Source organism: Myxococcus sp. XM-1-1-1 (genome assembly GCF_020037095.1).
Lineage (GTDB): Bacteria > Myxococcota > Myxococcia > Myxococcales > Myxococcaceae > Myxococcus > Myxococcus fulvus.
Genome location: NZ_JAIQDH010000001.1, coordinates 119052 through 145682, shown reverse-complemented (window position 1 = coordinate 145682; position 26631 = coordinate 119052). Strand labels below are relative to the sequence as shown.

The following is a 26631-nucleotide window of genomic DNA, read 5'->3' as shown; positions in this document are numbered from 1 at the left end:
TCACGACACCGCTGTCCCCACCTCCCCCTTGCCCGCTTGCAGCCGGAGGGGCTGGGCACGGCCATACGTGAGCGAGCGCCACAGCCACTCCACTGGTCCGAAGCGGAAGCGCGAGAGCCACAGGTGGCTGAGGACAATCTGGACCGCGAAGATGCCGAGCGACAGGAAGATGACGCGTGACGGCGGCAGCTTCGTGATGAGCCCCAGTCCCCAGCCGTTGTAGATGAAGACACTGGCGACCGACTGCATCAGGTAGTTCGTGAGCGCCATGCGGCCCACGGGCATCAGCACGGCGAAGACGCGCTGGACCCAGCCACGCCGGGACAGGAGCGCGAAGATGGCGACGTAGGCCGCGCCCAGGAAGAGGCAGCCGAGATCCTGCACCTGGTTGAGCAGGATCGACGTGTCACGGCTCATCTGGTCCATCAACCCCAGCGAGCGCAGCCGCCAGAGCACCAGCCCCAGGCCATTGCCGATGACGCCGAGGAAGAGCCCCCAGAACAACAGGCGGTGGTGCACGGGCCGGTTGCCCTCGATGTCCTGGAGCAGCAAGAGCCGCCCCGCCAGCAGCCCGAAGAGGAAGCGGCCCAGCGCGAAGCTCATCCAGACGAGGCGGTTGGGTTGAAGGAAGGTCTCCACGTTGAAGCGCATGCCGCCGAGCATCGCCGTCCAGAGCGAGTCACTCGAGTACGCCTCCAGCAGGCGCGTGCGCGCCGCCAGCTCCGCCGCGCGCGTGGCCGTCGCAGCGGCCTTCGCGGCCTCCGCGCCGTGGAGCCATATCGGGATGTGGTGTGAGAGCAGCTGGACGGTGCTGGGTATCACCGCCATGCACAGCACGGCCCAGATGAGCACCGTCCTGTTGGAGGCGTTGCGGAACAACAGGAGCAGGAAGCCCACCAGCGCGTAGGTGTGCAGGATGTCGCCCACCCAGATGACGTACTGATGGAACAGGCCCAGGCCCAGGAGCACCAGCAGGCGCCGGGCATAGAGCCGGGTGATGGAGTCGCCCCGCTTCTCCGCGCGGGACATCTGGATGCTGAAGCCCAGGCCGAAGAGGAACGAGAACAGCGTCACGAACTTCTGGTTCACGAAGAACAGGTAGAGGTTGTTGATGACGGTCTCGAAGAGCGGCGCCGTCAGCGCTCGCGCCTCCTGGGGCGGCATCAACACCCGACCACTGAACCAGGCCGCGCTGTTGGAGACGAACACACCGCAGAGGGCAAAGCCTCGCAGGGCATCCAACAGCGTGACGCGCTCACCGGCGTCCACCGGGCGAGCCTCGGCGGAGGGCGGCGAGGAAACGACAACGGGCTCGGACATCGCTCAAGCAGATGTCCGAGCCCGTTCGTCGTCAACCGGGACTTGCTACGTGAGCACCATCCAGCTCGACCCGAGGTCGACTACCCCCGGCGCGGCGAGTTCGACGCGCACCAGCCATACCCGCGGCGCTCGCACTCGACGCGCTCCCGACGCTCACGCTCCAGCCGGGCCAGACGCTCACGCTCCTGACGCTCGCGCTCCAGTCGGGCCTGGCGCTCACGCTCCAACCGCGCCTGCCGTTCGCGCTCGACGCGGGCCTGACGCTCACGCTCCAACCGCGCCTGCCGCTCACGCTCCAACCGCGCCTGACGCTCACGCTCCTCACGCTCACGCTCCAGTCGGGCCTGACGCTCACGGTCCGCGCGCGAGACGTTGCGCTGCCCCTCCGCCCACTCCGTCACCTTCTGCGTCGCGACGGGGGAGGCACCATGAACCGACTGCGCGAGGACGGGAGAACCCATCGTGAGGGAGCACACCACCAGGACTCGCATCAGCTTGCTGTTCATGACGACCTCCTTGGCAGCGGGTTGCGCCGCGCTCTGTACCTTCTGACGCGCCTCCCTCGGGTCTATTCAGGTTCCGTCCCCCGCACCGGGCAGGGCACACACGGAGTCCAGGCGCCACTCGGGACGGCATGGGAAACAACGCCACGCTGCGTCCTGGCGGCGGCCTCGCATACATCCACCTCCTCACGGTGAGGGACGACGCGAGAGGCATCGCCCTCATCGCCGCACATCTCGCACGGAGGCGTCGGAGGACCACCGGGTCGCCAGCCGTCTGTCCTCCTCGTGCGAGGAGCCCGCCGAGGTGCTTCGGTGCACCTTCGCGCCCGGCGCGCGCAGGAGCCTGAGCACCTCCGCAACCTCGCGTGGCTGGCAGTCGGCCCTCGTTGCGCGATGACCGCGCCGAGGTGCTTCAGCCTCAACTCCTCATGCCCCCCGCACGAAAACGCCGGAGTCTCGGCGACCTCGTGCCGCGAAGACACAGGACAGACGCCTGACGTGATGCCGTACCGGGCCTATCGTGCAGGCAATGGCTGCTCAGCCCTCCGCGCAGCCGGGCGTCTTGTCCGGGTCCGGGAAGGGATGCTCCCGGTGGGGTGCCTCGTCATCGTCACCTTCCGCCACCCCGGGCGTGTGCCCGGGCACCTCCTCCTCGTAGCCCGTCTCCCGCGCCGTCCTGCCCTCCGAGGGGTCGCCCGCGCGTTGGCGCTCATCGATGTCCGGCATCACGTCCTCCTGGGTCGTCCTCGCGAAAAAGATAGGCAGTGCCGCGCACGAAGACGGCGCGCCGGGCGATGATGCGCGGCACAGCGGAGGCGGCGGCATGGGCACACACCTGGGAAGCACCTTGCGACAGTGGAAGGACCACGCCTCGCGGCTCGTCCAGAACACCGTCTCCCTGGCGGCGACGGTGTACGTCACCCTGCGGCCCGACCGCGCGGGGAGCGAGCGGGCCCAGCAGAACGCCGAGCGGCTCATCGCCGCGTGTCGCGAGTTCGAGGCGCGACGTGGCCGGCTCCCCGAGGCGCTGTCCGAGCTCGTCCCCGACCTGCTGCCCGAGCTGCCCCGGGCGAAGTTCGACGGCCCGCACTTCGGCTTCACCTATGACGTGACGCAGCAGCGCCACGTGCTCGGCTGGACGGACCGGCTTCCCTTCGGCCGCCCCTACTACGTCTTCGAGGAGGACCGCTGGGGGTATCTCGACTGACACCCGTCCGGAGGGCGTCCTCCACGCGTGACACGGTGTTGGGCTAACGTCCCCCGACATGCGCGTCTCGCGACTGTCGGCCGCCGCCCTGTTGCTGTGCCTCGCCATGGTGGGTTGTGAGCGCAAGGCCTCCACGGCCCCGCCCTCGGCTCCCCAGCCCGCGCCGACTCCCGATAGCTTCGCCAAGGCGGGCCTCACCGCGCCCGCGACGGTGCCCGGTGTCATCGAGCCGGGTGAGGTGGACGTCACGGAGCTTCGCGACGCCCTGGCCAACCCCACGCTCCTCGACGACGAGGCGATGGAGCGCCTGCTGAACCACCTGCGGGCCGAGAGTGGCTTGCCTCCAGACACCACCGGAGAGCTGCTCGAAGGAGCGCCCGGAGGCGCGCCGCCCAGGCCACAGTCGCTCCGAGCGGCCATCCCGCCTCCCGCCGCCGCACCCGCGCCCCGAGAGGCCCAGGAAGCCCTCTCCCTCGAAAGGCGAACAGCGGACGCCGTGGCCCGTCAGGCCGTCATCCGGTCGCGTGAAGCCATGCAGGTCATCCGCGGGAGCAGCGGTGGCGGCGGCGAGCTCACGCAGGAGCCTTCCAAGAAGGAGCGGGCCGACGGCGCTCCACCGCCCACGAACCTGCCCACGCCCGTGTTGCCCAAGGTGGACGCGGCGCCTCGCGCGGCCAAGGTCCTGGTGCGTGACGAGTCCGGCCGCTACCAGCCGCTGAAGACCCGCGCGATTCGCGTCGTCACGTACATCCAGGGCGCCCGCGCGCGCACGGTGGTGGACCACCTCTTCGAGAACGACACGCCCCACGCGCTCGAAGGCACCTTCTACTATCCGCTGCCCGGAGGCGCGTCCGTCGCGGGCTTCGCGCTCTACTCGGGCGCCGTCGCGGTGAACGCCCCTTCCCTCTTCCAGTCCTCGGACCTGCTGCCCGCGCTGGGCGACGGCACCGCCGACCTGGAGCGCCTCACCGCCGCCGCGCCTCCCAGTCCGAAGGGCGCGAAGCGCTCATGGGGCGAGGTGCAGGAGGCCCGCGTCGTCGAGCAGAAGCGCGCCCGCGAGGTCTACGAGGACATCGTCCGCGACAACGTCGACCCCGCGCTGCTCGAGTGGGCGGGCGCCTCCACGTTCAGCGCGCGCGTCTTCCCGCTGCCGCCCCGCTCGCTCAAGCGCGTGGTCATCGCCTACGAGCAGACGCTCATCCACGACGGCCAGCACCTGCGCTACACGTGGCCCCTCCCCGTCGGCGCGGGCAAGGACGTGCAGGTGTCCGCGCGCGTCCACGTGGACCCGACGCAGGTGCGGCAGGAGCTCGTTGCTCCCGACGCCAAGGGCAGCGCTCGAATGCTCGGCGCGTGGCGGGTGCATGACTGGCCCCAGCTGAAGGGTGACGGAGCGCTGTCCGTCGCGCTCGCGCCGAAGGACGCCGACGCGGACGTGCTCGTGGGCAAGGACGACGCGGGCCTTCCCGGCCAGGCCTTCCATGCCCGCGTCCGTCTGCCCGCGAAGCTGACGTCGACGGCCGAGGGCCCGCCCACCGGGCGCGCCGTCCTGGTGGTGGACACCTCCCTCTCCACCGAGGACGGGAACGCCTGGGCGCTCCAGGCCGCCACCCTGCGCGCGCTCCTGGAGAAGGACACCACGCTGAAGGAGTACGCGGTGCTCCTCTTCGACGTGCGCCCCCGCTGGCTGCACGGCACGGGCTGGCGGACGAACGACGCCGCCCGCCGTCGGGAGACGTTCTCCGAGCTGGAGCACGTGTACCTGGAGGGTGCGTCGCACGTGGACGGGATGATGGCGGAGCTGGACCGTGCCGGCGCTGACTGGCTCAAGCCCGCCCGGCCCGGCACGCGCGTGACGGCCCTCCTGCTGTCGGACGGCAACGTCACGTGGGGCCCGAGCACCGTCGAGTCGCTCATCTCCCGGCACACCAGCGCCGAGTCGCTGCGGTGGGTGACGTACCGCTTCGGTGAGGCCGCGGTGAACACGGAGCTGTTCGACGCGCTCGCCCGGGCCAGCGGAGGCCGGGGCGTGTCGGTGCTCTCCGGAGCCCAGGTGGATGCCGCGGCGACGGCGCACCGGGCCAGTCCCGTCGTGCTCTCCCGCGTGGAGGTGAAGGGCGCGCCGGTGAAGGACCTGGTCATCGCGGGCCGCCCGCACCTGGTGTTCCCGGGCCAGGAGCTGCTCGTGGCCGGGCGGCTGACGGAGCCCGGGGCCGCGGCGCTCGTGGTGTCCACCCGCGCGGGCGAGGAGGAGAAGACGCTCGAGGTGCCCCTGCCTCGCGACACGAACAGCGCGTTCGCGCCTCGCGCCTGGGCGGACCTCTTCGTCGCCCGACTCGTCTCGCTGGACGACGTGCGGCTGGACCGGATGGTGGTGGCGCTCAGCCAGCACTACCACCTGGCCAACGCGCGCGCGTCCATGCTCGTGCTCGAGACGGCGGCCGAGTACACGCGCTTCGCCCTGAGCGACGAGCGCGTGGAGCTGACCGACCTGGAGCTCCTGCGCAAGCGCGAGCAGGACCAGCGCCGGGATGCGCTCGTGGGGCTGGACCTGGACGCCGTCCCCAAGTCGGGGCGCGCCGTGGTGGACGCCCTGACGCGGCAGCGCGCGGCCCTCGCGCCCACCCATCCGCGCCAGCCCTTGCGCGACGAGCCCTACGCGGGCGGCGAGGCCCGCCTCACCGCGGAGCTCACGTACCGCAAGGCGCGTCGGGAGAACCGGGACGATGTGACGCTGTACGAAGGCATCGCCCGGGAGCGCGCCTTCGCGGGTGACACCGGAGGCGCCGTGCGGGCCCTCTCGTCCCCCGTGGAGCTGCGCCCCAAGGCCCCGGAGGCGCTGCGACTGGTGGGCTACGGCCTGCTCGCCCTGGGCCAGTACGCCGCGGCGACGGAGCTGTTCGAGCACCTGCGGCTCAGCCGCACCTTCGAGGGACAGGCCTACCTGGAAGAGGCGCTCGCGCTGGACGCCGCCGGCCGCTACGCCGAGGCCGCGCGCAACTACGAAATCCTGCTCGCCCGCCCCTTCCCGCGGCACCCCGGTGAGCTGAGCCTGGTCGCGACGTACCACTACGGCCGGATGCTCTCCGCGCTGGCGCGACACCCGCGCGCGGAGCCCATCGTCCAGGAGCTGCGCGCGCGCCTCGCCGAGCTTGGGAGCCCCGGGACGTCGGGCATGTACAGCGACGCCTTCTCCCGCGCGCCCATCGGCTATCAGCTCACCACCCACTGGAACTCGGACCAGACGGACATCGACCTGTGGGTCATCGAGCCCGACGGCGAGCGCTGCTACTACCAGCACAAGCAGACGCGGCTCGGAGGCCAGCTCTACTGGGACATCACCGATGGACTGGGGCCGGAGCTGTACCACGCGCGCAAGCTGGTGCCGGGGCCCTATCATGTCGTGGTCCACTTCTACGGACACCGCGCGCCCAAGCTCGCCGTGCCCACGGCCGTGCTGCTGGTGAGCGACAGGAACGTGTTCTCCGTCGACGAGCCGACGCAGCGCCGCTTCCAGCTGCGCATCCTCCCGAAGAAGGATGCGAAGCTGCTGCTGCGCCGCGAGGAGTTCATCTCCCGGAAGACGGCGACCATCGCCACCCAGCCCCCACCCTGACGTCTCCCCCCGCGAGGTCCGGCATGAGTCACCATCGCAAACCCCGAGGCCCCATCGGTCGCGTCGGAGGCCTGCGCCGCGTCGAGGGCGCCGACGCCATCCTCCGCGTCCGCGCCCTCGAGCGCGTCTCGGGGCCCCAGCGCGTCGAAGCCAACGACGTGGCCCGACGCTCCTTCGCCGAGGCGCTGGATCGCGCCTCGCGCGGGCTGCACAGCCCGGAGCCCCTGCCCACCGTGCACCGCCCTCCGCCTCCCCCCGCGCGACGCACGCGCGAGGAGGACGAGCCGATGACACCTCCGGAGCCTCCTCCGGAGAGCTTCATGGGAATCCTGTGGTGGAAGATGCGGGGCCACCGCTAGCGACCCGCCGTCCCCGTCAGAAGGTGAAGCCGCCGCCGAAGTAGGGGCCGTGCATCCTGTCCACGTGGGCCACGCCGTCCACAGTCCCCAGGTCATCCAGGTACAGGCCGCGCCAGCCGCCGCGCAGCATCAGGCTGCCCAGGTGCAGGGCCAGGCCCACCGTGGCGTCGACCTGGAGGAACGGCAGCGGCGTCAGCTGCGCGCGCGCCTCGAAGTCCAGCGGGGAGAACAGACATGCCTCGAAGGACAGCGCCACGCTCGGGCCCGCCAGGGTGATGTCCGGGGCGTGGGCCGTGCTCAGGCCGCCCTCCGCGCGCAAGCGGAGCGCGTCGTGCACCACGAAGGCATACGTCAGGTGCGCCGACACGAGCATGAGGTCGTCCTCGCCCGGCGTGCCGTCATCCGTGGGCTGCTTCAGCCACATCATGCGGGTCTCCACCCCGAAGCGCTGGCCTTCCAGCCCCGCGAGCAGGTCCACCCCGCGCACGTCGTCGAGCATCACCAGTCGCTGCGCGCTCAGCCGGAAGGACAGCGGCACCGCGTGCCGTCGCCCCGCCAGGAGGGGCTGGGACGTCTCCGGGTCGAGCCGCTCCGACAGGTGCGTCCCCGTGTTGGCGATGGTCCGGGCGGCGCCCTGGAACAGCCCGCTGAGCAGGCTCGCCACGATGCCGCCCGATTCGTCGTCTCCTTCGTCCGAGCAACAGTCATCGTCGGTGAACGCGTCGCGCGAGCGGGGCTTCTTCCCGTCGTCATCGTCGTCCTCGGTGCCGATGGCCGAGGCCTCGTGCGTGTCCGGGTCCGCGCTGGAGTCGTGCGTGCTCGACTTCGAGTCGCTCGGGGTGTTTTTCTTGCCGAAGCGCGCCTCGGCGGCGGGCGCCCAGACGAGCCCCGCAAGCACCCCCAGACACCACAACGTCTTGATTGGGAACACGCCCGCTCCCGCGTCGATGGACGCGGACCGGCCACCGCGCGGAGGGCATTCAACCGCGAGCCGGGGTCTGATTGTCAATCAGCCCCGTGGCGGCGCTTCAGCGACGACGGCGTGGAACGGATTGGGCCCCGAAGGTGTCACACGCCTCCAGGGTGCCCTGCGTCAGGCCGCGCTTGAACCACTCGACGCGCTGCGCGGACGAGCCGTGGGTGAACGACTCGGGGACGACGTGCCCCTGGGCGCGGCGCTGAAGCGTGTCGTCGCCGATGGCGGACGCGGCGCCCAGGCCCTCCTCCACGTCACCCGCCTCCAGAATCTGGCGCTCGCGCTGGGCATGGTGCGCCCAGATGCCGGCGAAGCAGTCCGCCTGGAGCTCCTGGAGCACCGACAGCGCGTTGCCATCCTCCGGCGACGCGCGCTGCCGCGCGGCCTGCACCTGACGGGAGATGCCCAGCAGGTTCTGCACGTGGTGCCCCACCTCGTGCGCCACCACGTAGGCCTGCGCGAAGTCGCCGGGCGCACCGAAGCGGCGGTCCAGCTCGTCGAAGAAGTCCAGGTCCAGGTACACGCGCTGGTCCGGCGGACAGTAGAAGGGCCCCACCGCGCTCTGCTGGAACCCGCAGGCCGAGCGCACCGCGCCGGTGAAGAGCACCAGGCGCGGGTCCACGTACTCGACGCCGTGGGGCTCCAGGAGGCCGGGCCAGGTGTCCTCCGTGTCCGCCAGGATGACGGAGACGAAGTCCTTGAGCTCGGCCTGCCGCGGGTCATCGGGTACGCCCGAGCCGCCCGTGCCGTAGTCGCTGGACGGCCCACGTCCACCGCTCGGCGTGATGACGACCGAGGGGTCTCCCCCGAGCAGCATCACCAGCAGCGCCACCACCAGCGACGCCGCCCCGCCGCCCACCGCGAGCGGGCGTCCCAACCCCGCCCCGCGCCGGTCCTCCACATTGGAGCTGCGACGTCCTCCCTGCCACCGCATGCCTGCCCCCTCGCGGATGTCTTCCTGTCCAGGCAAGGTAGTCAGCGTCGGAGCGGGAGGACGCAGGGCCCCGCCTGCCTCGCCTGGGTGGACGGACACCAGGCGAGGGAGCACGCCGCCCGTCAGGGTGACGACAGGGCCTGGAGCATCGGCAGGACGCGGCTCTTGTCCGCGACGACGCCCACCACCAGACGCTTCACGCAGCCGTCGAACTCCTGCTTCACCTGCTCGGCCGTCACCGCCTGGAGGTGCGCGGGGCGCTGGGCCAGCGACTCCGCGGGGAAGCCGCGCACGCGCGCGTCCAGGAGCGACTGGACCCACGACTCCGAGGAGACGAACGACACCGCGTCGCGGGACAGCAGGCGCTTCCTGGCGCGCGCCAGCTCCGCCTCGTCCACGCCCTGGGCGAACGACGCGAGCGTGTCCTGCACGGCCTTCGCGCCCTCCGCCATGCGCTGCGCGTCCACCAGTCCCTCCACCAGCAGGTGCGAGGCGCCACCGCGTCCCAGCCAGGTGCTGGCGCTGAAGCCATACGACGCGCCCTGGCGCGCGCGCACCTGGTCGAAGATGCGCCGGCCCACCAGCTCCGCCATCACGTCGTAGCGCGCCGCCGCCTCCGGCGTGGCCGTGGGCAGCCGACACGCCAGCTGCAGGTGGCCCTGCGTCGCGCCGGGGCGGGACGTCACGAGCGTCCGGGGCTTCGCGGCGGGCGACGGCAGCCCCGGCGCGGCGGGCACCTCCACCGGCGAGGCCGGCCCGTGCTTCCAGCCGCCCAGGTACTCGCGCACCAGCGGCTCCACCGTCGCCACGTCGAACTCACCCGCGATGACCACCACCGTGTTGGCCGGACGGTAGACGTCGCGGATCCAGGCGGTCATGTCCTCCTCCGACACGCGGGACAGCTCCTCGCCCGTGGCGTGGCGCGAGTAGGGGTGCGGCTCGTAGAGCAGCTGCATCAGGTCCCGCTGCGCGCGCTCCTCCGGGTGGGAGTCCAACGTCTTGCGCCACGGCACCAGCTGCTCCTGGAGGAACCGCCACGCGTCATACGAGGTCCGCGTGGAGGAGAGCTGCTCGGCCAGCATCGCGAGCATGTTGCCGACGTTGCCGGACGTCCCGGCCACCTCGAAGCGCTGGTGGTCCCGGTGCATGCCGCCGTGGACGTGCAGACCCCAGTGGCTCGCGTTGCCCTCGAACCAGGACTCGCGGAAGGAGCCATACTCCGCCATCTCCGCCACGCCCGCCTTGGGCCCGTACGTGCGCCCTCCGCCCAGCACCGCGCCCACGCGCACCACGGGCAGGCCCGGCCGGGGCGCGAGCAGCACCTCCATCCCGTTGTCGAGCTTCAGCGTCCGCACCGGCGCGGACAGCGCGGCCTGGGCCGCCTGGGCGACGCGCTCGGAGCGGGCGCTCGCGGGCGGCTCCTCCGGCAGCGCCACGGGCGCGGCCACCACCGCGCCGCCCGACTCACCGGGCCGCACGAGGATGACGCGCGCGCGCTCGCGCTGGAGCCACTTGTAGGCGAAGTCCGTCACCTTGCCGCCGTCGAGCGTCATCAGCGCCCGCTGAGAGCGCGTGTACCCGCGCGCATCCAACATGAAGTGCGTCAGCTCCGCCCGGCGCACGGTGCGCGACAGCAGCTCCTCGGACTCCAGCACCATGCCGGTGATGACGTTACGGCGCAGGGCCTGGAAGTCGTACTCGCGGCCGAGCACCGCCCCCGCCTGGCCGGCCTCCTGGCTCCACGTCCACTGGACCTCGTCCAGCATGTTGTCCGCGGACCTGCGAGGGTGGCTGCCCTGGGTGAGCACCACCCTCACCACCAGCAGCGACGCGCGCGTGCCGGGCAGCAGCATCGTGGAGAACCCGGCGATGTCACCGTCCCGCCGCATGGAGCCCCCCAGGCTGCGGCCCAGGTTCACCCGCACGAAGTCGTGGATGGCGCTCGCCTCGTCGAAGGAGCGCGGCAGCACCCAGGAGATGTACAGCTCCGGAGAGCCGACGGCGGCCTGGTACTCGGGCATCTGCGCGGGCGCGGCGCGCAGGGGCGGCTCGGACACGGGGGGCATGCGCGAGTCCACCGCCAGCGGGGCCCCGGTGCCCACCCACTCCGGGGGGAGGTTGTCGAGCAGCACCGCCTCCACCCTCGCCAGGTCCACGTCTCCGGCGATGACCAGCGTCGTGTTGTCCGGCCGGTAGTGGGCGCGCGTGAAGCGCTGCGCATCCGCCAGCGACAGGGCCGTCAGCGACTCATGCGTGCCGATGACGGGGCGCGAGTACGGGTGCTCCGGTGCATAGACGGACGCGTGCACCCAGCTGAAGACCTGGCCCACGAAGCCCGTCTCGTTGCGCTGGCGCAGCTCGTTGCGCACCACCTCCCGCTCCACCGCGAACATCTCGGGTGTGAGGCCCGAGAGGGGCGCGGACAGCCGCTGCCCCTCCATCTTCACGAGCAGGTCCAGCGACTCCTTGGGCGCCACCGTCTGGTACACGGTGTGGTCCATGCTGGTGAAGGCATTCGAATAGCCGGCCGCCGCGTCCTCCAGCCGGGTCGACACCGAGGGGCTTCCCCCATGGCGCGCGCGGAAGGCCAGGTGCTCCACCACGTGCGCCAGGCCCTCCTTGCCCATCGGGTCGCCGGAGCCGCCCACGCCCACCAGGGCCACCATCGCCACCACGGGCGCTCGCGGGTCCTGCTCCACCACCACGCGAAGCCCCGACGGCATGCGGAAGTCGCGCAGCGGGAAGGACACGTCCCGCATCACCACCTGTCCGCGCTGCGGCAGCGTGGAGCACGCGCCCAGCACGACGCAGAGCACCCCCACGACAGCCGACACCACCCTCCGCCCACGCGGAGGATTCCCAACCTGGATTTGTGAGCTCATATGAAGCGGACTCGCGCGACTGCGGGACGGACACACCGCGCCCCCTCCGGGCGCCAGCCCCAGGTCCATAGACCAAAGGCAGCCTGGAGCGCCATCAGCGCCCGGTCTGGAATCACTGTCACGCGGAGCCACTCACCGCGGCGGCGACGTGCTGGCTGCCCCAATGCGCGACGCCGAGGATGCTCTCCATCGGGTTGACGCCCAGCGCGGTGGGGAAGACCGAGCCATCCACGACGAAGAGGTTGTCACAGTCCCAGTAGCGCAGCGTGCTGTCCACCACGCTCGTCTCGGGGCTCCCCCCCATGGCGCACCCTCCCATCTGGTGGGCGCTGAGCACCGAGCACTCGAGCGGGGCGTAGGGCGCGTCATCGAGCAGCGGGATGTCCTGCTCGCTCCGCATCACCACCGGCTTCGAGTGCGGGCTGAGCACCACCTCCGCCCCGGCGGCGAACTGGATGCGCGCGGCGACCTTGAGCGCCTCTCGGAAGGCCTCCCAGTGCAGCGCCGTGAGGGGATAGTCCACCTTGAAGCGCGAGTACTCGCCCGCGCCGCGCAGGGCCACGGTGCCGCCCTCGTCCCCGGGCTGGACGCCATCCAGGCAGATGGAGATGAGCGCGTTGGCGTGGGGCAGGCCCGCCATCAAGTCCTGGTGCCCCGCGCCGAAGCCGTTGAGCGCCACCGCGCTCAGGAGCGGCAACAGCGGGGGGACCTCCAGGAGCCACCCCATCCGCCCCTGCCCCCGGTCGATGAACTGCCGCGAGTACACGGTGAGCGGCGCGCCCGAGTACGCCTCCACGCGCTCGCGGAAGCGCGCGTTGGACACGACCACCGGATGCAGGAACAACCGCTTGCCCACCCGTCCTCGTCCGGTGAGCCCGCTGCGCAGCAGCAGGCCCGGCGAGTTGATGGCCCCACCGCACACCGCCGTCACCTTCGCCTTCACGGTGAGCCGCCTGCCCGTGGGCCGGTTCGTCCTCGGGTCGAGGATGTCCCCGTGCACGGCCGTCACCCGGCCGCCGTTCGTCTCCAGTCGCCGCGCGCTGACGTTGGCGTACAGCCGCATGCCCCGCTCCACCGCCTCCGGGATGAGCGTCACCAGCGTGGACTGCTTGGCGTCCGTGGGACAGCCCAGTCCACACGCGCCCAGCGACGCGCACGCGCGCACGTTGCGCTTCACCGTGCCTCGGCCATACCCGAGCGCGCCCAGCCCGTCCCAGAGGATGCGGTTGTTGCGATTGGCCTGCTCGATGGGCCAGTCACGGATGTTCAGCCGATCCTCCAGCCAGTCCCAGTGCGGCGCGAGCGTGGCCGCGTCCAGGCCCTTCACGCCGTGCGCGTCGCGCCAGTGCTCCAGAATCTCGGGCGGCGTGCGGAAGCATGCGCACCAGTTGACGGCGGTGCCGCCGCCCACGGTGCGCCCCTGGTAGATGCCGATGGACAGGTCGTCCGTCGCCCGGTTGCCACCCTCCTGGTAGAAGGTCGCGTAGGCCTTGGCCTCCTTCAGGTCGAAGTCGCGACGGGTGTGGTAGCCGCCCTCCTCCAGCATCACCACGTCCAGCCCGCGCCGGGCCAACTCCAACCCGAGCACTCCGCCGCCCGCGCCGCTGCCCACCACGCAGACATCACACGTGAGCGCCTGGTCCCCGGTCAGCTCAGCTCCCGTCCGGATGCGTCCCGTCATGGCGTGCCCCCTCCCGAGCCCGCGAAGGGTCCATCCTCGGGCCCACGCCACACCGGCGCGTCCGCGACGTGGAAGCCCTCCGGCGCCGCGTAGCCCGTGGCGGCCATGGCGGCCGGGTGCGAGTAGTAGGCGGCGTAAAGGAGCCCGCGCAGCGCGTGGTAGCCACCGCGGCGGAACACCAGCCGCGACGTCCTCCAGGACTCGAGCACGGCATCCTGCGCCTCGGGACCGAGCCGCGAGAACGGCGTGACGCGTCCGGTGAAGAGCAGCCCCGCGAGCGCGTTGTCGAACAGACCCACCACCGCCTTCACCTCGTTCGCGACGGCCGGGTCCAACCCCGCCAGCAGCCCATCCACCAGGAAGGCCACGCGCACCGTGTCCGCGTCCGGCCAGCCGTCTCGCGGTTGGAAGGCGCGGCGGGCCATGGCCTGGAGCGTGGCGGACTCGCGCGCGCCGAGCACCTTCAGGCCCTCGGGCGGAAGGGGCAATGACAATCCCTCACGCGTCCACAGGAAACCGCCGCCCCCCAGCGCGAGCAGCGCGCCTCCGAACAACCCTCGCTTGAGCAACCCTCGGCGCGACAACGAGGGCGGCCCCACAGGAGACGGGGACATTCATCCTCCGGGACGACACGGGTACAGGGGCGTGACGAGACGGACGGGACTCTAGCGCGCGGCCCCCGCCGCGACGCAATCACTCACGTGTCCCAGGGGTCACGGCGCGGGAGGCGAAGGCTTCGACTCAGGAGCAGGCGGCGGAGCGGCGGGAGCGGGCGCATCCCTCAACACCTGCCCCGTCAATTCCTTGCGCGTGGTGGCGTCGGCATAACCTTCCACCACCAATGCGCTCAGGTCGAAGGGCACGCCCTGCGCCTTCTCGACCTTGTTGGCAATCGTCTCCAATGCCTGACGCGTCTGCTTCTCCGGGTAGGGCACGCCCACGAAGATGCGATTGGCGGCGTTGGCCACCTCGAAGGTGTAGAGCTGGGTGAAGCCCGCCTGCCACGTGCGGAGCATGGAGGGGAACAGGGGGTTGGGCGGGTATTCCCAGACGTTGCCCACCACCGCGCCACGCGCCGTCAGCCTCGCCCGCACGGCGGCGAGGAACTCCACGGTGCCCAGGTGCTCGGGGATGCTGTCGGGGCCGTAGGCGTCCAGGAAGATGAGGTCGTACGCAGGCCGCTTCGCCTCGATGAAGGTCCGGCCGTCCGCCACGTGGGCCTTCAGGCGCGCGTCCTCACGGAAGCCGAAGAAGCGCCTGGCCACGTCCACCACGTCCGGGTCGATGTCCACCACGTCGATATGCGCCTCGGGCAGCACCGCGCGCAGGAACATGGGCATCGCGCCGCCGCCCAGTCCCACCACGAGCACGCGCTGGGGCTTGGGCACGAAGGCCAGCGCCACCATGGACACGCGCGTGTACGCCAGCTCCAGCTTCTTCGGCTGCCCGGGCCACACCACGCTCTGCAGCGCGCCGGAGTCGTCGAACTGGAGATAGCGCCGGCCCTCCCGGTCCTCCGTCACGGTGATGAGCGTGAAGGGTGACTGGCCGCGGTGCAGCTCCGTGCGCGGACTGGAGGACGAGCACGACAGGAAGGCCAGCACCAGCAGCACCAGCCGAGGGGTGAACCGCCGCATGCCCGCTCCTTGCTCTCACGATTCAAAGTAGCACTTCCGTCAGGAAAACCAACGGGTTGACGCGCCAGTACCCCCAGGTTCACCTTGCCGCCCATGACGCACGCCCCGCACGCTCTCGCCGAAGCCGACCAGGCCCTCATCGCCGAGGAGGAGGCGCTCCTGTCGCGCGTCCAACAGGCGCTCGAGGCGGCGCGGCAGAAGGCCGGACGCACGCAGGAGAACCGCCTGCTCGTCGCGCAGCTCCAGGCCCTGCGCGAGGACGCGGCCACCGCCGCCGAAGCGGACCTGCCCCACCTGTTCTTCCAGATGGACCAGACGCGCGCCCTGCTGGACCGGCAGGAGTCCGCGAACCTGCCCGACGCCCAGGCGCCCTACTTCGCGCACCTGCGGCTCGTCGGCGAGGCGGGACCGCGCGACTACCTGCTCGGGCGCACCACCTTCGCGGACGTGGGCGCGGGCGTGCGGGTCATCGACTGGCGCTTCGCCCCCATCGCCCGCGTCTTCTATTCGTACGAGGAGGGCGACGCGTTCGAGGAGCAGTTCGGTGAGCGGCTGTCCGAGGGCACCGTCGAGGTGCGCCGGCTCGTCGTCATCGAGAAGGGCGTGCTCACGCGCATCATCTCCGGCGCGCGGGTGCTGGAGCGCGCCGCGGACGGCGCGTGGCGCTCGGTGGGGCGCGACTTCACCTCGCTCCAGGCGGGAGGCGCGGGCACGGCGGCACGTCCCGGCGCCCTGGGCACCGGCAAGGGCGCCCGGCGCGTCGAGGATGTCTTCGGCGTCACGGCGCTGCTGGACGCCGAGCAGTACGAGGCCGTCACGGTGGAGGCGGGCCAGCCCCTGCTGGTGCTGGGCAGCGCGGGCAGCGGCAAGACGACGGTGGCGCTGCACCGGCTGGCGAAGATCGCCTTCGACGACGCGGAGCGCTTCCCGCAGTCGCGCATGAAGCTCATCGTCCCCGAGGAGGGCCTGGCGCGGCTGTCGCGGCGGCTGTTGGCGCCGCTGGGCCTGGGGCGCGTCACGGTGGAGACGCGGGACGCGTGGCTGCTGGCCGCGGCGCGCTCGGCGTTCGACCTGCCGGGCATCAAGCTGAGCCCGGAGACCCCGCCCCTGGCCGCGCGCCTCAAGCGCCACCCCGCCCTGCGCCGCGCGCTGCTGGCGCGCATCGGCGCGCCGAAGACGGAGGCGGGCACCACGCTGGAGCGACTGCACCGCAGGCTCGCGGACGCCTACCTGGACCGGCGCTTCCTGGAGGAGGTGGTGCGCGCGGCGAAGGGCGAGCTGCCCTTCACCGCCATCGACGAGGTGCTCGAGCACACGCGCCTGCAGCGCTCCACGCCGCTGTCGAAGGAGCTCAAGGACATCACGGACCCGGACCGGCTCATCACCGTGGACGGCAAGGCCATCGAGGAGGACACGCCCTACGCGCTCGCGGGCACGGTGGACCTGGAGGACCTGCCCATCCTCATGTTCCTCAAGGCCCAGCAGGGCCCGCTCGGCCTGGAGCGCCTGGCCCACGTCGTCCTCGACGAGGCGGAGGACTTCTCCCTGTTCGAGCTGTTCGTGGTGCGGCGGCTGCTGGGCAAGGGCAGGAGCTGCACGCTCGCGGGCGACGAGCTGCAGCAGACGGACGCGGGCTTCGCGGGCTGGCCGGAGGCGCTGGACGAGCTGGGCATCCGCGACGCCGCTACGTGCCGGCTGCAGGTCTCCTATCGCTGCCCCGCGCCCGTGGTGGAGCTGGCCCGGCGCGTGCTCGGCACCCAGGCCAAGGCGGAGTCCGCGTCGCGGCCCCAGCGCCCGGGCGCGCCGGTGGGCTTCCACCACTTCCCCGTGGAGGCCCAGGCGCAGCTCTTCATCGGCGAGGCCTTGAGGGACCTCGTCGCGCGCGAGCCCCACGCGTCGGTGGGCGTCATCGCCAGCAGCCCCGAGTCCGCGGACGCCGTGTACCGCGTCGTCGCGGACCAGTCCTGGGCGCGCCGGGTGAAGGACGGGGAGTTCTCCTTCGAGCCCGGCGTGGACGTCACGGACGTGGGCAGCGTGAAGGGCCTGGAGTTCGACTACGTCATCCTCCCGGACGTCACCGCCAGGGCCTGGCCCGTGGACGACGAGACGCGCCGCCGCCTGCACGTGGCCATCACCCGCACGTCCCACCAGCTCTGGGTGGTGTCGTCGGGCGCGCGCTCGCACCTCATCCCGCGGGAGGTCGACGCGGCAGCTCCACGGTGAAGGTGGAGCCCTGGCCGGCCGCGCTGCGCACCAGGATGCGGCCGTCCATGGCGTCGACGATCTGCCGGACGATCCAGAGGCCCAGCCCCAGCCCGCCGTAGTGGCGCTCGCTGGCGAGCCGCTCGAAGCGCTGGAACAGCCGCGACTGCGCCTCCACCGCGATGCCCACGCCCTCGTCGCGCACGAGCAGCCAGGCGCGCTGCTCGTCCACGCCCACCTGCACGTCGATGGGGCGGCCCCGGCCATACTTGATGGCGTTGGACAGCAGGTTCTGGATGACCTGCTCCACGCGCAGCTTGTCCCACCATCCCGTCGCCGTCGGAGGCGTCTCCAGCCGGAGCGCGCACCCCGCCCGGGCCAGCTCCTCCGCGTAGCGCGGCACCAGCTCTCGCACGAGCGCCGCCAGGTCCATCTCCTCGCGCTCCAGCCGCAGCTTGCCCGCCGTGATTCGCGAGACGTCCAGCAGCTCCCGCACCAGCCCGGACATGCGCGACAGCTGCCGCTGCACGGACAGCACCTTGCTGGAGATGGACTCGGACGCCACGTCCCCGACGCTCGCCGGGTGCGCCTCCAGTTGCCGCCGGAGCGCCTGCACGTTGAGGGTCAGCGAGGTGAGCGGCGTGTTCAGCTCGTGCGAGGCCACGGACAGGAACGAGTCGCGCGCCCGCACCGCCTCGTGCGCCTCCGTGTAGAGCCGGCCGTTGTCCAGCGACGTGGCCGCGCGCCGGGCCAGGTCCTCCGCCAGCCGCACGTCCGCCTGCGTGTAGCGCCGGCCCTTCTCCGTGTTCACCAGCGAGAGCGCGCCCAGCACCCGCCCCCGGCTCATCAACGGAACGATGATGTACGCCGACATGCCCAGGGCCAGCGTGGCCCGCCCGTGCGCTTCGTCCTGGAACGCCCGCGCAACGATTTCCGGCCGCAGCTCCGCCACGTACTCCGTGGTGCCCGTGCGCAGCACCTTGCCCACGCCGTGGGGCGCGTCCATCAGGATGGGGTAGCGCGCGTGGTACGCGCGGGTGGCCTCCACCATCTCCGGCCGCACGTGCGCCATGGCCACCCGCCGCACGCTCCCGTCCGGCATGGGCACGTCCACGCTGCACCCGTCCGCCAGCGGCGGCACGGCCAGGTGCGTGAGGCGCTGGAGGATTTCGTCGTGCTCCAGCGACGAGGTGAGCACCTCGCTGGCCTGCGCCAGGAAGGCCGCGTGCCGCTGCGCCCGGCGCGTCTCGTCGTAGAGCCCGCGGAGGATGGCCTCCTGCTTCTTCTCCGACGTGTTCTCCCGCGAGAAGACGTAGACGCGGCCCCGGCCCCGGAACAGGCGCAGCACGAACCAGCGCTCACGGCTCGCGAAGTGCCACTCGAACTCCTCCGGCTCGCCCGTGGCCGCCACCCGGTGGAAGCGCTCCTGGAGCTGCTCGCGCAGCACCTCCGGGTACGCCTCCCAGGGCATGCGGCCGAAGAGCTCCTCGCGCCGGCCACCGAAGGCGCGCTCCAGCGCCGGGTTGGCGTAGAGGCACACCCCTTCCAGGGAACAGATGGCGACGCTCTCCGGGAACTGGTCCCACAGGGCGGTGTCGTCGCTGGCAGGCCCCTCTGCGGTCAAATGGTGTTCCACGCGCTCGGTGCGGATGCGGGTCAAGGCCCCTGCTCCCGCTTAACACTTCCCTCGTCCCGGCCCACCGGCTCCTCCCACGCGTCTGCTCGTCAGACAACACTCCAAGGCCCCGGAGTGCAAGTTTCAGGGCCTGTCCAAGGGCGGCGCGGGAAGCGGCAGGCGGACGCTGAAACAAGCCCCCTTGCCCGGCGTGCTCTCCACGGACACGCGCCCTCCGTGAAGCTCCACCAACTGCCGGGAAATCCAGAGCCCCAGACCGAAGCCCGGCCGCCGCGAGTCCAGTCGGGTGAAGCGCTGGAACAGCCGCGCCTGGTCCTCCTCGCGGATGCCCGGGCCCCCGTCGCGCACCCACAGGAGCGCGAAGCCGCCCTCCGTGGTGAGCACCACCTCGATGGGCGTCCCCGCCGCGTGCCTGAGGGCATTGGTGAGCAGGTTGGTGAAGACCTGCTCCACCCGCGTGCGATCCCACGCGCCCACCACGCCCGGCGGGGCCCGCACGTACAAGTCACAGCCCGCCCGCCGCACGTCCTCCTCCATGCGCTCCACCGTGCCGCGCACCAGCGCGCCCAGGTCCACCTCCTCCAAATCCAACACGGGCCGCTGCGTGGACAATTGCGACACGTCCAGCAGCGTGGCGATGAGCCGGTCCAACCGGCGGCACTGGTCCTGGACACGCCCCAGCCTCCGGGGCACGTCGTCGGGCGTGAGCGCCCCCACCTGCGCGGAGCGCACCAGCCCGTCCACGTAGAGCCGCAGCGAGGTCAGCGGCGCGCGCAGCTCGTGCGAGGCCACGGACAGGAACTCGTCGCGAACCCGCAGCGCGGCCTCCAGCGCCGCCGTGCGCTCCGCCACGCGCTCCTCCAGCTCCCCCGCGGACCGGTGCACCTGCTCCGGAGAGCCCGCCTCGGGCTCGCCCGCGCCGGGCGCTCCCGTCCGACTCGTCTCCACCGCCATGCGCCAAGTCCTAGCGCCAGGGGGGCCATGGCTCCAATCCGCCCCCCGCACGCGCCAGCCCGCAAGCTTCCACTACCCAACACGCCCGCGTCAGGGAGGCGTCTGCTCCCCCTGCTGCTGCTGCTGTTGCTGGCGCCACTGCTGGCGACGCGCCTCCTGCGCGCGGCGGTGGGCGAGCGCGTCGGCCTCCTGGCGCGGGTACTCCGACAGCCGGGTGCGGTGCATGTTGATGCTCAGCTCGTACAGGCCCCGGTCGCGGTCCGGCAGCTCGTCCCCCTGCTCCTCCAGCACCGTCGTGGCGAAGAGCAACATGTCCTCTGACACCTTGCGTCGTCGTTCGTAGTACTGCTGGATTTCCGCCTCCGTGGCGTCACCCGCCTGCACGCGGCCGAAGAGCTCGTTCCACCGCCGCGTCTCCTCCTCGCGCTTGCGGATGAGCTCCGGGTCCTTCGTCGGCGCGCCCAGCTCCCAGTACAGGTTGTCGGGCAGCCTCGCGCGCAGCGCCTCCAAATCCAGGGGATAGGGCTTGGGCTGCTCATCCTCCGGCTCGGGGGCCTGGAGCGCCGGGGGAATGACGCTGCTTGTCATTCCTGGCGGCTTCACCGGCTCCGGCGCGGGGGTGGGCGGCGCGGGCGGAGGGGTGGGCGCGGCGACGGGGGCTTCCGGCTCGGGCGGAGGCAAAGGCGCCTCTTCCCAGAGGGAGAACACGAGCGCGGCCACCAGCGCCCCCCCCGCGAGCCCCGCCAGCCAGCCCATCCGCTTCGACCCCGCTTTGTCGGACATGACGCCCGAATACCGCGCACCTCGCACACATGGCAACCAACGCTTGTCATGCCGCAATGCATCACAAACCAGGCGGATGCTCGAAACATGAAACAACACATTCAAGACTGACTCGGGTGTCAACGTGGGCTATAGACCGGACTTCCCCCCAAACCCGGAGGAGCCTGCATGAAGCGCGTACTCGTGGCGTGCCTCGCTGTCGCTGCGCTGATGGTCCCCAGCGCCGCCCGCTCGGAAGTCATCGTCTCATCCATCGTCAGCGTGCTGGTGGATGGCGGCAACAACTACAACTGGCAGAAGGTGGAGCTGCCTGGGACGAAGTGTGGCAATGGCTCCCAGTTCAAGTTCTTCGTCCACAAGACGAACTCGCCCAACCTGCTGATGCTGCTCGAGGGCGGCGGCGCGTGCTGGGACTACGACACCTGTAGCGGCCGCGCGGGCCTGTTGGGCGCGGCGAACCCCAACGGCATCGCCGACGACTACATCACCCAGTTCACGGCGAAGTACGTCTCGCCGCTCGTCAACGGCGCGGACCCGGGCCTGCCGGGCCGCAGCAAGACGAACCTGGTGACGAACGGCTGGAACATCGTCTACGTGCCGTACTGCACCGGCGACGTGCACATCGGCAACAACGTGAAGACGTACGTGGACCAGACGGGCGCGAACCCGCCGCTCACGTGGCACCACAACGGCTACACCAACACGCTGGCGGTGGCGAACTACGCGAAGACGCAGTTCCCCAACGTGCAGAAGTTCCTGATGACGGGCTACAGCGCGGGCGGCACGGCGACGTCGGCGGGCTACTACTTCGCGCGGCGCATCATCAACCCGGCGCGGGGCTACCTGCTCAACGACTCCGGCCCCATCTTCCTGGCGCCCAACGCCAACTTCAAGTCGCGCGCCCTGCACGACAAGATTCGCGAGTCGTGGAACCTGAACTCCGTGTTCGGCCTGCTGCCCGCGTCGTTCAGCCAGAACGACTTCGGCACCATCAACCGCATGGTGGCCACCGAGTTCCCGAATGACCAGCTGGCGTACACGGGCTACACGCGGGACTACAACTACTCGCGCTTCTCCTATGAGCGCTTCCACACGCCGAACGACAAGGAGTCCGTGCACGCGTACTGGAAGACGGACGAGGCGGCGCTGGTGACGGAGCTGAGCAAGTACAACAACTTCAGCTACTTCATCCCGCACGAGCGCGCCATCAACTCCAGCCACTGCAGCACCATCATCACCTTCATCGGCTCGCACGCCTGCCAGCAGATGGAGAAGAAGAAGTGGTACGAGTACATCTCCGCGCCGTGGCAGTCGTGGACGTGCCGCAGCGAGTTCGTGGGCATGGACGTGTTCCTGCAGCGCTTCGTGGGCAACAACCAGCGCGTGCGCATCTACGAGCCGCCCAACGGCTACAACGCCGAGGACCCGGGCATGGGCATCGTCGCGCCGCTCATCAACGGCGCGCTCGGCGGGTAATCCCTTCCGAGGCGTGAGGTGACTGGCGGCGGGGCGGCGGAGGCGACTCCACGTCCCGCCGCTGGTGTTTGGAGGGACAAAGGCGCTAGAGGCCCAAGGCGCCATGGACAACCTCACCCACGGGCTGCTCGGACTGGCCATCGGCGCGCTGCGCCGCCCCGACGTGCGTCCCGGCGCCCCGGAGCGGTCGACGCCCACGGACCGGGCGGTGCTGCTGGCGAGCGTGCTGGCCGCGGAGCTGCCGGACCTGGACACGCTGCTGGCGCGGGGCGACGCGGTGACGGTGGCGCTGCACGCGCACCGGGGGTTGTCCCACTCGCTGCTCTTCACGCCCGTCGTCGCCCTGGGGGCCACGCTGGTGGCGCGGGCGGTGTTCCGGGGCGCGCGGTGGACGCCCGTGCTGGTCACCAGCCTGGTGTCGGTGGTGTTCGCGCACCTGCTGCCGGATTTGTGGACGGGCTGGGGCACCCGGGTGCTGCTGCCCTTCTCGGACGCGCGGCTGAGCCTGGACTGGACGGTGGTGGTGGACCCGTGGGTGACGCTGCCGCTCGTCGTGGGCGCGGTGGTGGCCTGGCGGCGGCGGGCGGTGTGGCGCAAGGCGGTGCTGGTGGGGCTCGCGTGCTCCATGGCGTATGTCGGCGCGCGGGTGGTGTCGTGGGGCGTGCTGACGGGGCGCGTGGACCGGGCCTATCCCGAGGCCCAGGCGGTGCGCGTCTTCCCTGCCCCGCTGTCGTTCCGCACGTGGCGGTACGTGGCCCGGCTCCCGGGCGACGTGCTCGCGGCGGGGGAGCTGTCGCTGTTCGGGGAGCCGCGCGAGGACCGCCGGGTGGAGGCGCCGGTGGAGGTGCTGCCCGCGGACCTGAAGGCCATCCCCACCGTGCGCGAGGCGCTGGCGTGGGCGCGCTTCCCCGTGGTGACGGTGGTGCCGGTGGAGGGCGGGCGCGAGGTGCGCATCGCCGACCTGCGCTACCACCTGCGCGGCGAGCCGACGCTCACGTTCGTGGTGCGCGTGGACGCGGGTGGACAGGTGACGGACGCGCGGCTGGAGCGCGGAGGGAGCGCGTCCGAGCTCTTGCGGCGGTGGCGTGGTGAGGATGCGCGCGAGGCACGCCCCGACTGAGGCGGAATCATGCGCTCGGGCGAAGGAGGCCGCGACTCGCGCACCGAGGCGGCACGCTCGCCCCCGGAAAGAGCCTCGCGGCGGGGTGGTGCTTCCCGCCGCGAGGAAGGACCGTCAGGTCAGCCCCGACAGGGGCCCCTTGAAGTCCTGATGGCCGAAGGTGTTCACGTTCACCCCGAAGGCCTGGGCGATGGACACCAGCAGCTTGTTGTGCGCGACGGCGCCCGGCAGCGGCGTGCCCGGCCCGCCCCAGTTGCTCAGCGGGTTGGAGCCCGCCGGACGCAGCCGCAGGAAGCGGCCCATGCGGAACTTCCCGCCCGCGCCGCCCGCGAGCACCGTGGGCACGCGCACGTTCATGTGCCCGGACGCATCCCCCAGCTCGTTGCCCCAGAGGATGAGCGTGTTGTCCAGCGCCGTGCCGCTGCCCTCCTGCACCGAGGCCAGGCCGTTCATCAGGTACGCCACCTGCTCGGCGTACCAGCGCTGCACCTTCACCATCTTCCCGCGGATGTCCGAGCGCAAGGGCTCGTCCGTCACGTCCAGGCGGTGCGCCAGGTCGTTGTGCGTGTCCTCGTGGATGCCGAGCCAGGGCATCGACGGACCGGGAATCGTCAGCGTCGCCACGCGCGTCAGGTCACACGCGAAGGCCCGGACGATGAGGTCCAGGTGCAGCTTGGTCAGCGTCGGCATGTTGTCGAGGTTGCCGAGCTGGCCCAGGTCGAACGCCGGGGGCGCCGTGCCGCCGCTGCACGCGGCCTCCGCCGGCAGCGGCTCCTGCTGCGCCGGCGTGGGCGTGGTGCTCAACGTGCCCAGCCGCCGCTCGATGTCGCGCAGCGACTCCAGGTGCGTCTCCAGCTTCTGCTTCTCCGCGCCCGCCAGCCGCTTGCTCAACCGGGTGGCGTCCTTGATGAGGTAGTCCAGGAGGCTCTTGCGACGCGCGGTGTTCTGCGCCACCTCGCCCGGGTCCTGCGAGGGCGACGGCGCGTTGCCGAACAGGCGCTGGTAGACGCCCGCCGGGTCTCGCTCGAAGGGCACGCGGCCCCCGTTCGGCGTGAAGCTGATGCTGTTGTAGACGTGCTGGCCGCCGAACTGCTCCCAGGCGTTGAGCTGGATGGAGCGGAAGCGCGTGGCGCCACCAATCTGCGCCGCCAGCACCTGGTCCAGCGAGGCGTTCTCCGGCAGGTCGTCACCACTGGCGGTGTTGACCTTGCTGCCGGTGAGGAACGTGAGCGGACCGCCCTCGTGGCCCGTCAGGCCGTGCTCGTAGAGCACCTGGTAGTCCAGGCCGTCCAGCACCAGCAGCTTGGAGCGGTGGGCCTGGAGCGGCTGCAGCATGGAGTTGGGGAAGTCGAGCGTGAAGTCCGTCTCCCCACCCTGCGGGTTCCAGTACTCCGGAAGGCACCCGTGGGCGGTGAAGATGGCGATGAAGCGCAAAGGCGGAGTGGTGGCCTGGGCGTACGCGTCCGTGGTGCCGAGCAGGTTGGCCAGGGGCAGCGCCGCCGTCGAGCCCGCCAGGGCCTGGAGCAGGGAGCGTCGGGAGAGATTGCGGAGCATGGTGGCTACTCGGGGGAAGTGGTGCGCCGGTGGACGAAATAGGGGGAGCGGACGAGCGCCACGAGCGCGTCGCCCAGCTTCAGCTTCGGGTCCGCGCGGAAGCTCCTGCGCATGTCCTCCAGCGTCCTGGCATCGACGGTGTCCTCGTCGCGGCCCATGACGTAGCGGAACAACTGCAGCGGCACGCAGTTGGCCACGTCCGGGCTCTCCGACAGGAAGCGCGCGAGCGCGGCGCCGCCGGTGAACGGGTGCGTCCCGTCCTCCGTGACGACCGAACCATTCGCGTCCACCGGCAGACCGTTCTCCTCCGTGCGGTACTTGCCCAGCCCGTCGTAGTCCTCCATGCCGAAGCCGATGGGGTCCAGGTCGCGGTGGCAGCCCGCGCAGGCCGGGTTGTTGGTGTGCGCGGCGAAGCGGGCGCGCGTCGTGGCGGTGGGGTCCACCGCGGGCGGGATGATGATGATGGACGGCGGCGGCGGCGGCACCTCGCGGCACAAAAGGCGCGTGAGGACGAACTTGCCGCGGCGGATGGGCGAGCTGGAGTCGAACAGCGCGTACGTCGTCAGCACGCTGGCGTGCGTGAGGATGCCCACGCGGTTGGCCGGCAGCGGCACGCGGCCGATGGTGCCATCCGGCGTCAGCGTCGTGCCGTAGAACAGCGACATGCGCCCGTCCGCGAACGTGTAGTCGGCGCCGAGCAGCGTCTTGATGGACGCCTCCTCGTTGGCGAGCACGTGGTCGATGAACGTCAAGGTCTCCCGGCGGCTGGAGTCCTTGAACGCCACGCTGAAGTCCGGGAACACCTGGTTGTTCTTGTTCAGGCTCTCCAGGCCGGACAGGCCCAGCCACTCGATGATGAAGCGCTGCAGGTACTGCTGGGACTGCTTCGTCTTCAGCAGGCGGCGCGCGTGCGACTCGCGCACGTCCGCGGACTTGAGCACGCCCGCGGCGGCGGCGGCCGTCAGCTCCACGTCCGGCGGCGAGCCGGTGATGGCGAACGAAATCGCGGAGGCGATCTCCTGCTGCGTCAGCCACACGACTTGATTGGCGGGCGCGCCGGACTCACCCAGCTCCGTGCGGTACAGGAAGGACGCCGACGTCAGCACGGCCTGGATGACGTACTCGGCCGCGGCCTTGGGGCTCGTGTCCTTGCGGACCGCCTTCCACAGCTCGAGCAGGTCCGTCTCCTCCTCGGCCACCACGGGGCGCCGGAAGGCGCGGGCTCCCAGCGCGCGGATGAACGCGCGGGCGCAGTCCTCCTCGTCCTTCCCCGCGGCGCACTCGTACTCGCTGGCCAGGTTGTTGGCGGCGACGGGCCCCCAGTTGCGCTCCGCCGCGCTGTCGAGCTGGTCCGCGAGCAGCGGCGTGACCTGCAACCGGTCATGCGTGGTGAAGCCCAACAGCGTGTCCTCGGGCGCGAACAGCTGCGCCATGGGCACCGGCGAGGGGTTCTTCACGATGGAGTAGACGCTGTTGTCGTACTCGGCGCGGGTGATGCGGCGCACGCGCGCGGGGGCTGCCTCCGTGACCTCTGGAGGGTCTCCGCCGGATGAGTTGCCTGAGCAGGAGGCGGTCACCAACAACAGCGCCGCGGGGAGGCAGTAACGGATGATTCGCATACGAAAGGCACCCTCTGAGCCAGCAGCCCCTGGAAACCCCCTCTTGAAGCGCCGGAACGCAGCGGAGTCTAACCGCGCGCCCTGTCGCGTCCTCCGGACTTTTTGGTGAGTTCAGTGAGGGCCGCGCTCCACGCTCTTCCAAGCCCGCGAGAAACACTCCCGCTCGCCCGAC

General features: G+C 71.3%; 20 protein-coding genes. 6 read left to right on the top strand and 14 right to left on the bottom strand.

The features are described 5' to 3' along the window. The 3 genes from K8640_RS00605 to K8640_RS00595 form a co-directional block, all read right to left on the bottom strand. Entirely contained in the window at nt 1-1320 is a 1320-nt protein-coding gene (locus tag K8640_RS00605) for a DUF418 domain-containing protein (RefSeq protein ID WP_223745301.1), read from the bottom strand. An 80-nt stretch (nt 1321-1400) separates the two neighbouring features. After that, a complete protein-coding gene (locus K8640_RS00600) occupies nt 1401-1826 on the bottom strand; it encodes an ATP-dependent DNA helicase (RefSeq protein ID WP_223745300.1) in 426 nt (141 codons plus the stop codon). Nucleotides 1827-2360: 534 nt separating this feature from the next. Then, entirely contained in the window at nt 2361-2549 is a 189-nt protein-coding gene (locus tag K8640_RS00595; protein ID WP_141332274.1) for a hypothetical protein, read from the bottom strand. Between the two features lie 97 nt (nt 2550-2646). Between K8640_RS00595 and K8640_RS00590 the strand changes: the two genes are divergently transcribed. Genes K8640_RS00590 through K8640_RS00580 form a run of 3 tightly spaced genes read left to right on the top strand, consistent with a single transcriptional unit; the run spans nt 2647 to nt 7005 of the window. Then, entirely contained in the window at nt 2647-3030 is a 384-nt protein-coding gene (locus K8640_RS00590; protein ID WP_223745299.1) for a hypothetical protein, read from the top strand. A gap of 58 nt (nt 3031-3088) precedes the next feature. Continuing rightward, nucleotides 3089-6646, top strand: a complete 3558-nt coding sequence (locus K8640_RS00585; RefSeq protein WP_223745298.1) for a VIT domain-containing protein — start codon at nt 3089-3091, stop codon at nt 6644-6646. 23 nt (nt 6647-6669) lie between these two features. Then, nucleotides 6670-7005, top strand: coding sequence for a hypothetical protein (locus tag K8640_RS00580; RefSeq protein WP_223745297.1), 336 nt, complete (start codon nt 6670-6672; stop codon nt 7003-7005). Nucleotides 7006-7021: 16 nt separating this feature from the next. Here K8640_RS00580 and K8640_RS00575 read toward each other — a convergent pair whose 3' ends face one another. The 6 genes from K8640_RS00575 to K8640_RS00550 all read right to left on the bottom strand — a co-directional run bounded on the left by K8640_RS00575 (nt 7022) and on the right by K8640_RS00550 (nt 15115). After that, on the bottom strand, nt 7022-7936 hold the full coding sequence (locus K8640_RS00575) for a hypothetical protein (RefSeq protein ID WP_223745296.1): 915 nt from the start codon (nt 7934-7936) through the stop codon (nt 7022-7024). Between the two features lie 97 nt (nt 7937-8033). After that, nucleotides 8034-8915 (bottom strand): neutral zinc metallopeptidase, encoded by an 882-nt coding sequence (locus tag K8640_RS00570; protein ID WP_223745295.1) that lies wholly within the window; start codon nt 8913-8915, stop codon nt 8034-8036. Nucleotides 8916-9037: 122 nt separating this feature from the next. Then, the gene (locus K8640_RS00565) at nt 9038-11749 is read right to left on the bottom strand and encodes a pitrilysin family protein (RefSeq protein ID WP_223745294.1); all 2712 of its coding nucleotides are present in this window, start codon (nt 11747-11749) and stop codon (nt 9038-9040) included. Nucleotides 11750-11915: 166 nt separating this feature from the next. Next, a complete protein-coding gene (locus K8640_RS00560; protein ID WP_223745293.1) occupies nt 11916-13478 on the bottom strand; it encodes a GMC family oxidoreductase in 1563 nt (520 codons plus the stop codon). Then, nucleotides 13475-14092 (bottom strand): gluconate 2-dehydrogenase subunit 3 family protein, encoded by a 618-nt coding sequence (locus tag K8640_RS00555; protein ID WP_223745292.1) that lies wholly within the window; start codon nt 14090-14092, stop codon nt 13475-13477. Before K8640_RS00555 ends, K8640_RS00560 begins: the two co-directional genes overlap by 4 nt. A gap of 99 nt (nt 14093-14191) precedes the next feature. After that, a complete protein-coding gene (locus K8640_RS00550; protein WP_223745291.1) occupies nt 14192-15115 on the bottom strand; it encodes a spermidine synthase in 924 nt (307 codons plus the stop codon). Between the two features lie 93 nt (nt 15116-15208). Here K8640_RS00550 and K8640_RS00545 point away from each other — a divergent pair, with 93 nt between their 5' ends. Further along, complete coding sequence (locus K8640_RS00545; protein WP_223745290.1) at nt 15209-17338, top strand: ATP-binding domain-containing protein; 2130 nt, start codon at nt 15209-15211, stop codon at nt 17336-17338. Here the strand turns inward: K8640_RS00545 and K8640_RS00540 are convergent. The 3 genes from K8640_RS00540 to K8640_RS00530 all read right to left on the bottom strand — a co-directional run bounded on the left by K8640_RS00540 (nt 17301) and on the right by K8640_RS00530 (nt 20690). Next, complete coding sequence (locus tag K8640_RS00540; RefSeq protein WP_223745289.1) at nt 17301-18977, bottom strand: ATP-binding protein; 1677 nt, start codon at nt 18975-18977, stop codon at nt 17301-17303. The two genes, K8640_RS00545 and K8640_RS00540, sit on opposite strands and share 38 nt — an antisense overlap. 99 nt (nt 18978-19076) lie before the next feature. After that, the gene (locus tag K8640_RS00535) at nt 19077-19907 is read right to left on the bottom strand and encodes a sensor histidine kinase KdpD (protein ID WP_223745288.1); all 831 of its coding nucleotides are present in this window, start codon (nt 19905-19907) and stop codon (nt 19077-19079) included. 90 nt (nt 19908-19997) lie between these two features. Continuing rightward, a complete protein-coding gene (locus tag K8640_RS00530) occupies nt 19998-20690 on the bottom strand; it encodes a hypothetical protein (RefSeq protein ID WP_223745287.1) in 693 nt (230 codons plus the stop codon). A 168-nt stretch (nt 20691-20858) separates the two neighbouring features. Here K8640_RS00530 and K8640_RS00525 point away from each other — a divergent pair, with 168 nt between their 5' ends. Next, nucleotides 20859-22166, top strand: a complete 1308-nt coding sequence (locus K8640_RS00525; RefSeq protein WP_223745286.1) for a pectinacetylesterase family protein — start codon at nt 20859-20861, stop codon at nt 22164-22166. A 103-nt stretch (nt 22167-22269) separates the two neighbouring features. Then, nucleotides 22270-23286, top strand: a complete 1017-nt coding sequence (locus tag K8640_RS00520) for a metal-dependent hydrolase (RefSeq protein WP_223745285.1) — start codon at nt 22270-22272, stop codon at nt 23284-23286. 114 nt (nt 23287-23400) lie between these two features. Here the strand turns inward: K8640_RS00520 and K8640_RS00515 are convergent, their stop codons facing one another. Next, nucleotides 23401-24840 carry a DUF1552 domain-containing protein gene (locus tag K8640_RS00515; protein WP_223745284.1) on the bottom strand — a complete coding sequence of 480 codons (1440 nt, stop codon included), beginning with the start codon at nt 24838-24840 and terminating at the stop codon, nt 23401-23403. Nucleotides 24841-24845: 5 nt separating this feature from the next. Beyond that, nucleotides 24846-26459 (bottom strand): DUF1588 domain-containing protein, encoded by a 1614-nt coding sequence (locus K8640_RS00510; protein WP_223745283.1) that lies wholly within the window; start codon nt 26457-26459, stop codon nt 24846-24848. Nucleotides 26460-26631 lie beyond the last annotated feature (172 nt).

Coding starts and splice junctions, on each gene's coding strand:
- K8640_RS00580 (WP_223745297.1), top strand. CDS start 6,670: ATGAGTCACCATCGCAAACCCCGAGGCCCCATCGGTCGCGTCGGAGGC.
- K8640_RS00510 (WP_223745283.1), bottom strand. CDS start 26,459: ATGCGAATCATCCGTTACTGCCTCCCCGCGGCGCTGTTGTTGGTGACC.
- K8640_RS00535 (WP_223745288.1), bottom strand. CDS start 19,907: ATGGCGGTGGAGACGAGTCGGACGGGAGCGCCCGGCGCGGGCGAGCCC.
- K8640_RS00590 (WP_223745299.1), top strand. CDS start 2,647: ATGGGCACACACCTGGGAAGCACCTTGCGACAGTGGAAGGACCACGCC.
- K8640_RS00520 (WP_223745285.1), top strand. CDS start 22,270: ATGGACAACCTCACCCACGGGCTGCTCGGACTGGCCATCGGCGCGCTG.
- K8640_RS00605 (WP_223745301.1), bottom strand. CDS start 1,320: ATGTCCGAGCCCGTTGTCGTTTCCTCGCCGCCCTCCGCCGAGGCTCGC.
- K8640_RS00560 (WP_223745293.1), bottom strand. CDS start 13,478: ATGACGGGACGCATCCGGACGGGAGCTGAGCTGACCGGGGACCAGGCG.
- K8640_RS00555 (WP_223745292.1), bottom strand. CDS start 14,092: ATGTCCCCGTCTCCTGTGGGGCCGCCCTCGTTGTCGCGCCGAGGGTTG.
- K8640_RS00530 (WP_223745287.1), bottom strand. CDS start 20,690: ATGTCCGACAAAGCGGGGTCGAAGCGGATGGGCTGGCTGGCGGGGCTC.
- K8640_RS00525 (WP_223745286.1), top strand. CDS start 20,859: ATGAAGCGCGTACTCGTGGCGTGCCTCGCTGTCGCTGCGCTGATGGTC.
- K8640_RS00595 (WP_141332274.1), bottom strand. CDS start 2,549: ATGCCGGACATCGATGAGCGCCAACGCGCGGGCGACCCCTCGGAGGGC.
- K8640_RS00550 (WP_223745291.1), bottom strand. CDS start 15,115: ATGCGGCGGTTCACCCCTCGGCTGGTGCTGCTGGTGCTGGCCTTCCTG.
- K8640_RS00585 (WP_223745298.1), top strand. CDS start 3,089: ATGCGCGTCTCGCGACTGTCGGCCGCCGCCCTGTTGCTGTGCCTCGCC.
- K8640_RS00515 (WP_223745284.1), bottom strand. CDS start 24,840: ATGCTCCGCAATCTCTCCCGACGCTCCCTGCTCCAGGCCCTGGCGGGC.
- K8640_RS00545 (WP_223745290.1), top strand. CDS start 15,209: ATGACGCACGCCCCGCACGCTCTCGCCGAAGCCGACCAGGCCCTCATC.
- K8640_RS00600 (WP_223745300.1), bottom strand. CDS start 1,826: ATGAACAGCAAGCTGATGCGAGTCCTGGTGGTGTGCTCCCTCACGATG.
- K8640_RS00570 (WP_223745295.1), bottom strand. CDS start 8,915: ATGCGGTGGCAGGGAGGACGTCGCAGCTCCAATGTGGAGGACCGGCGC.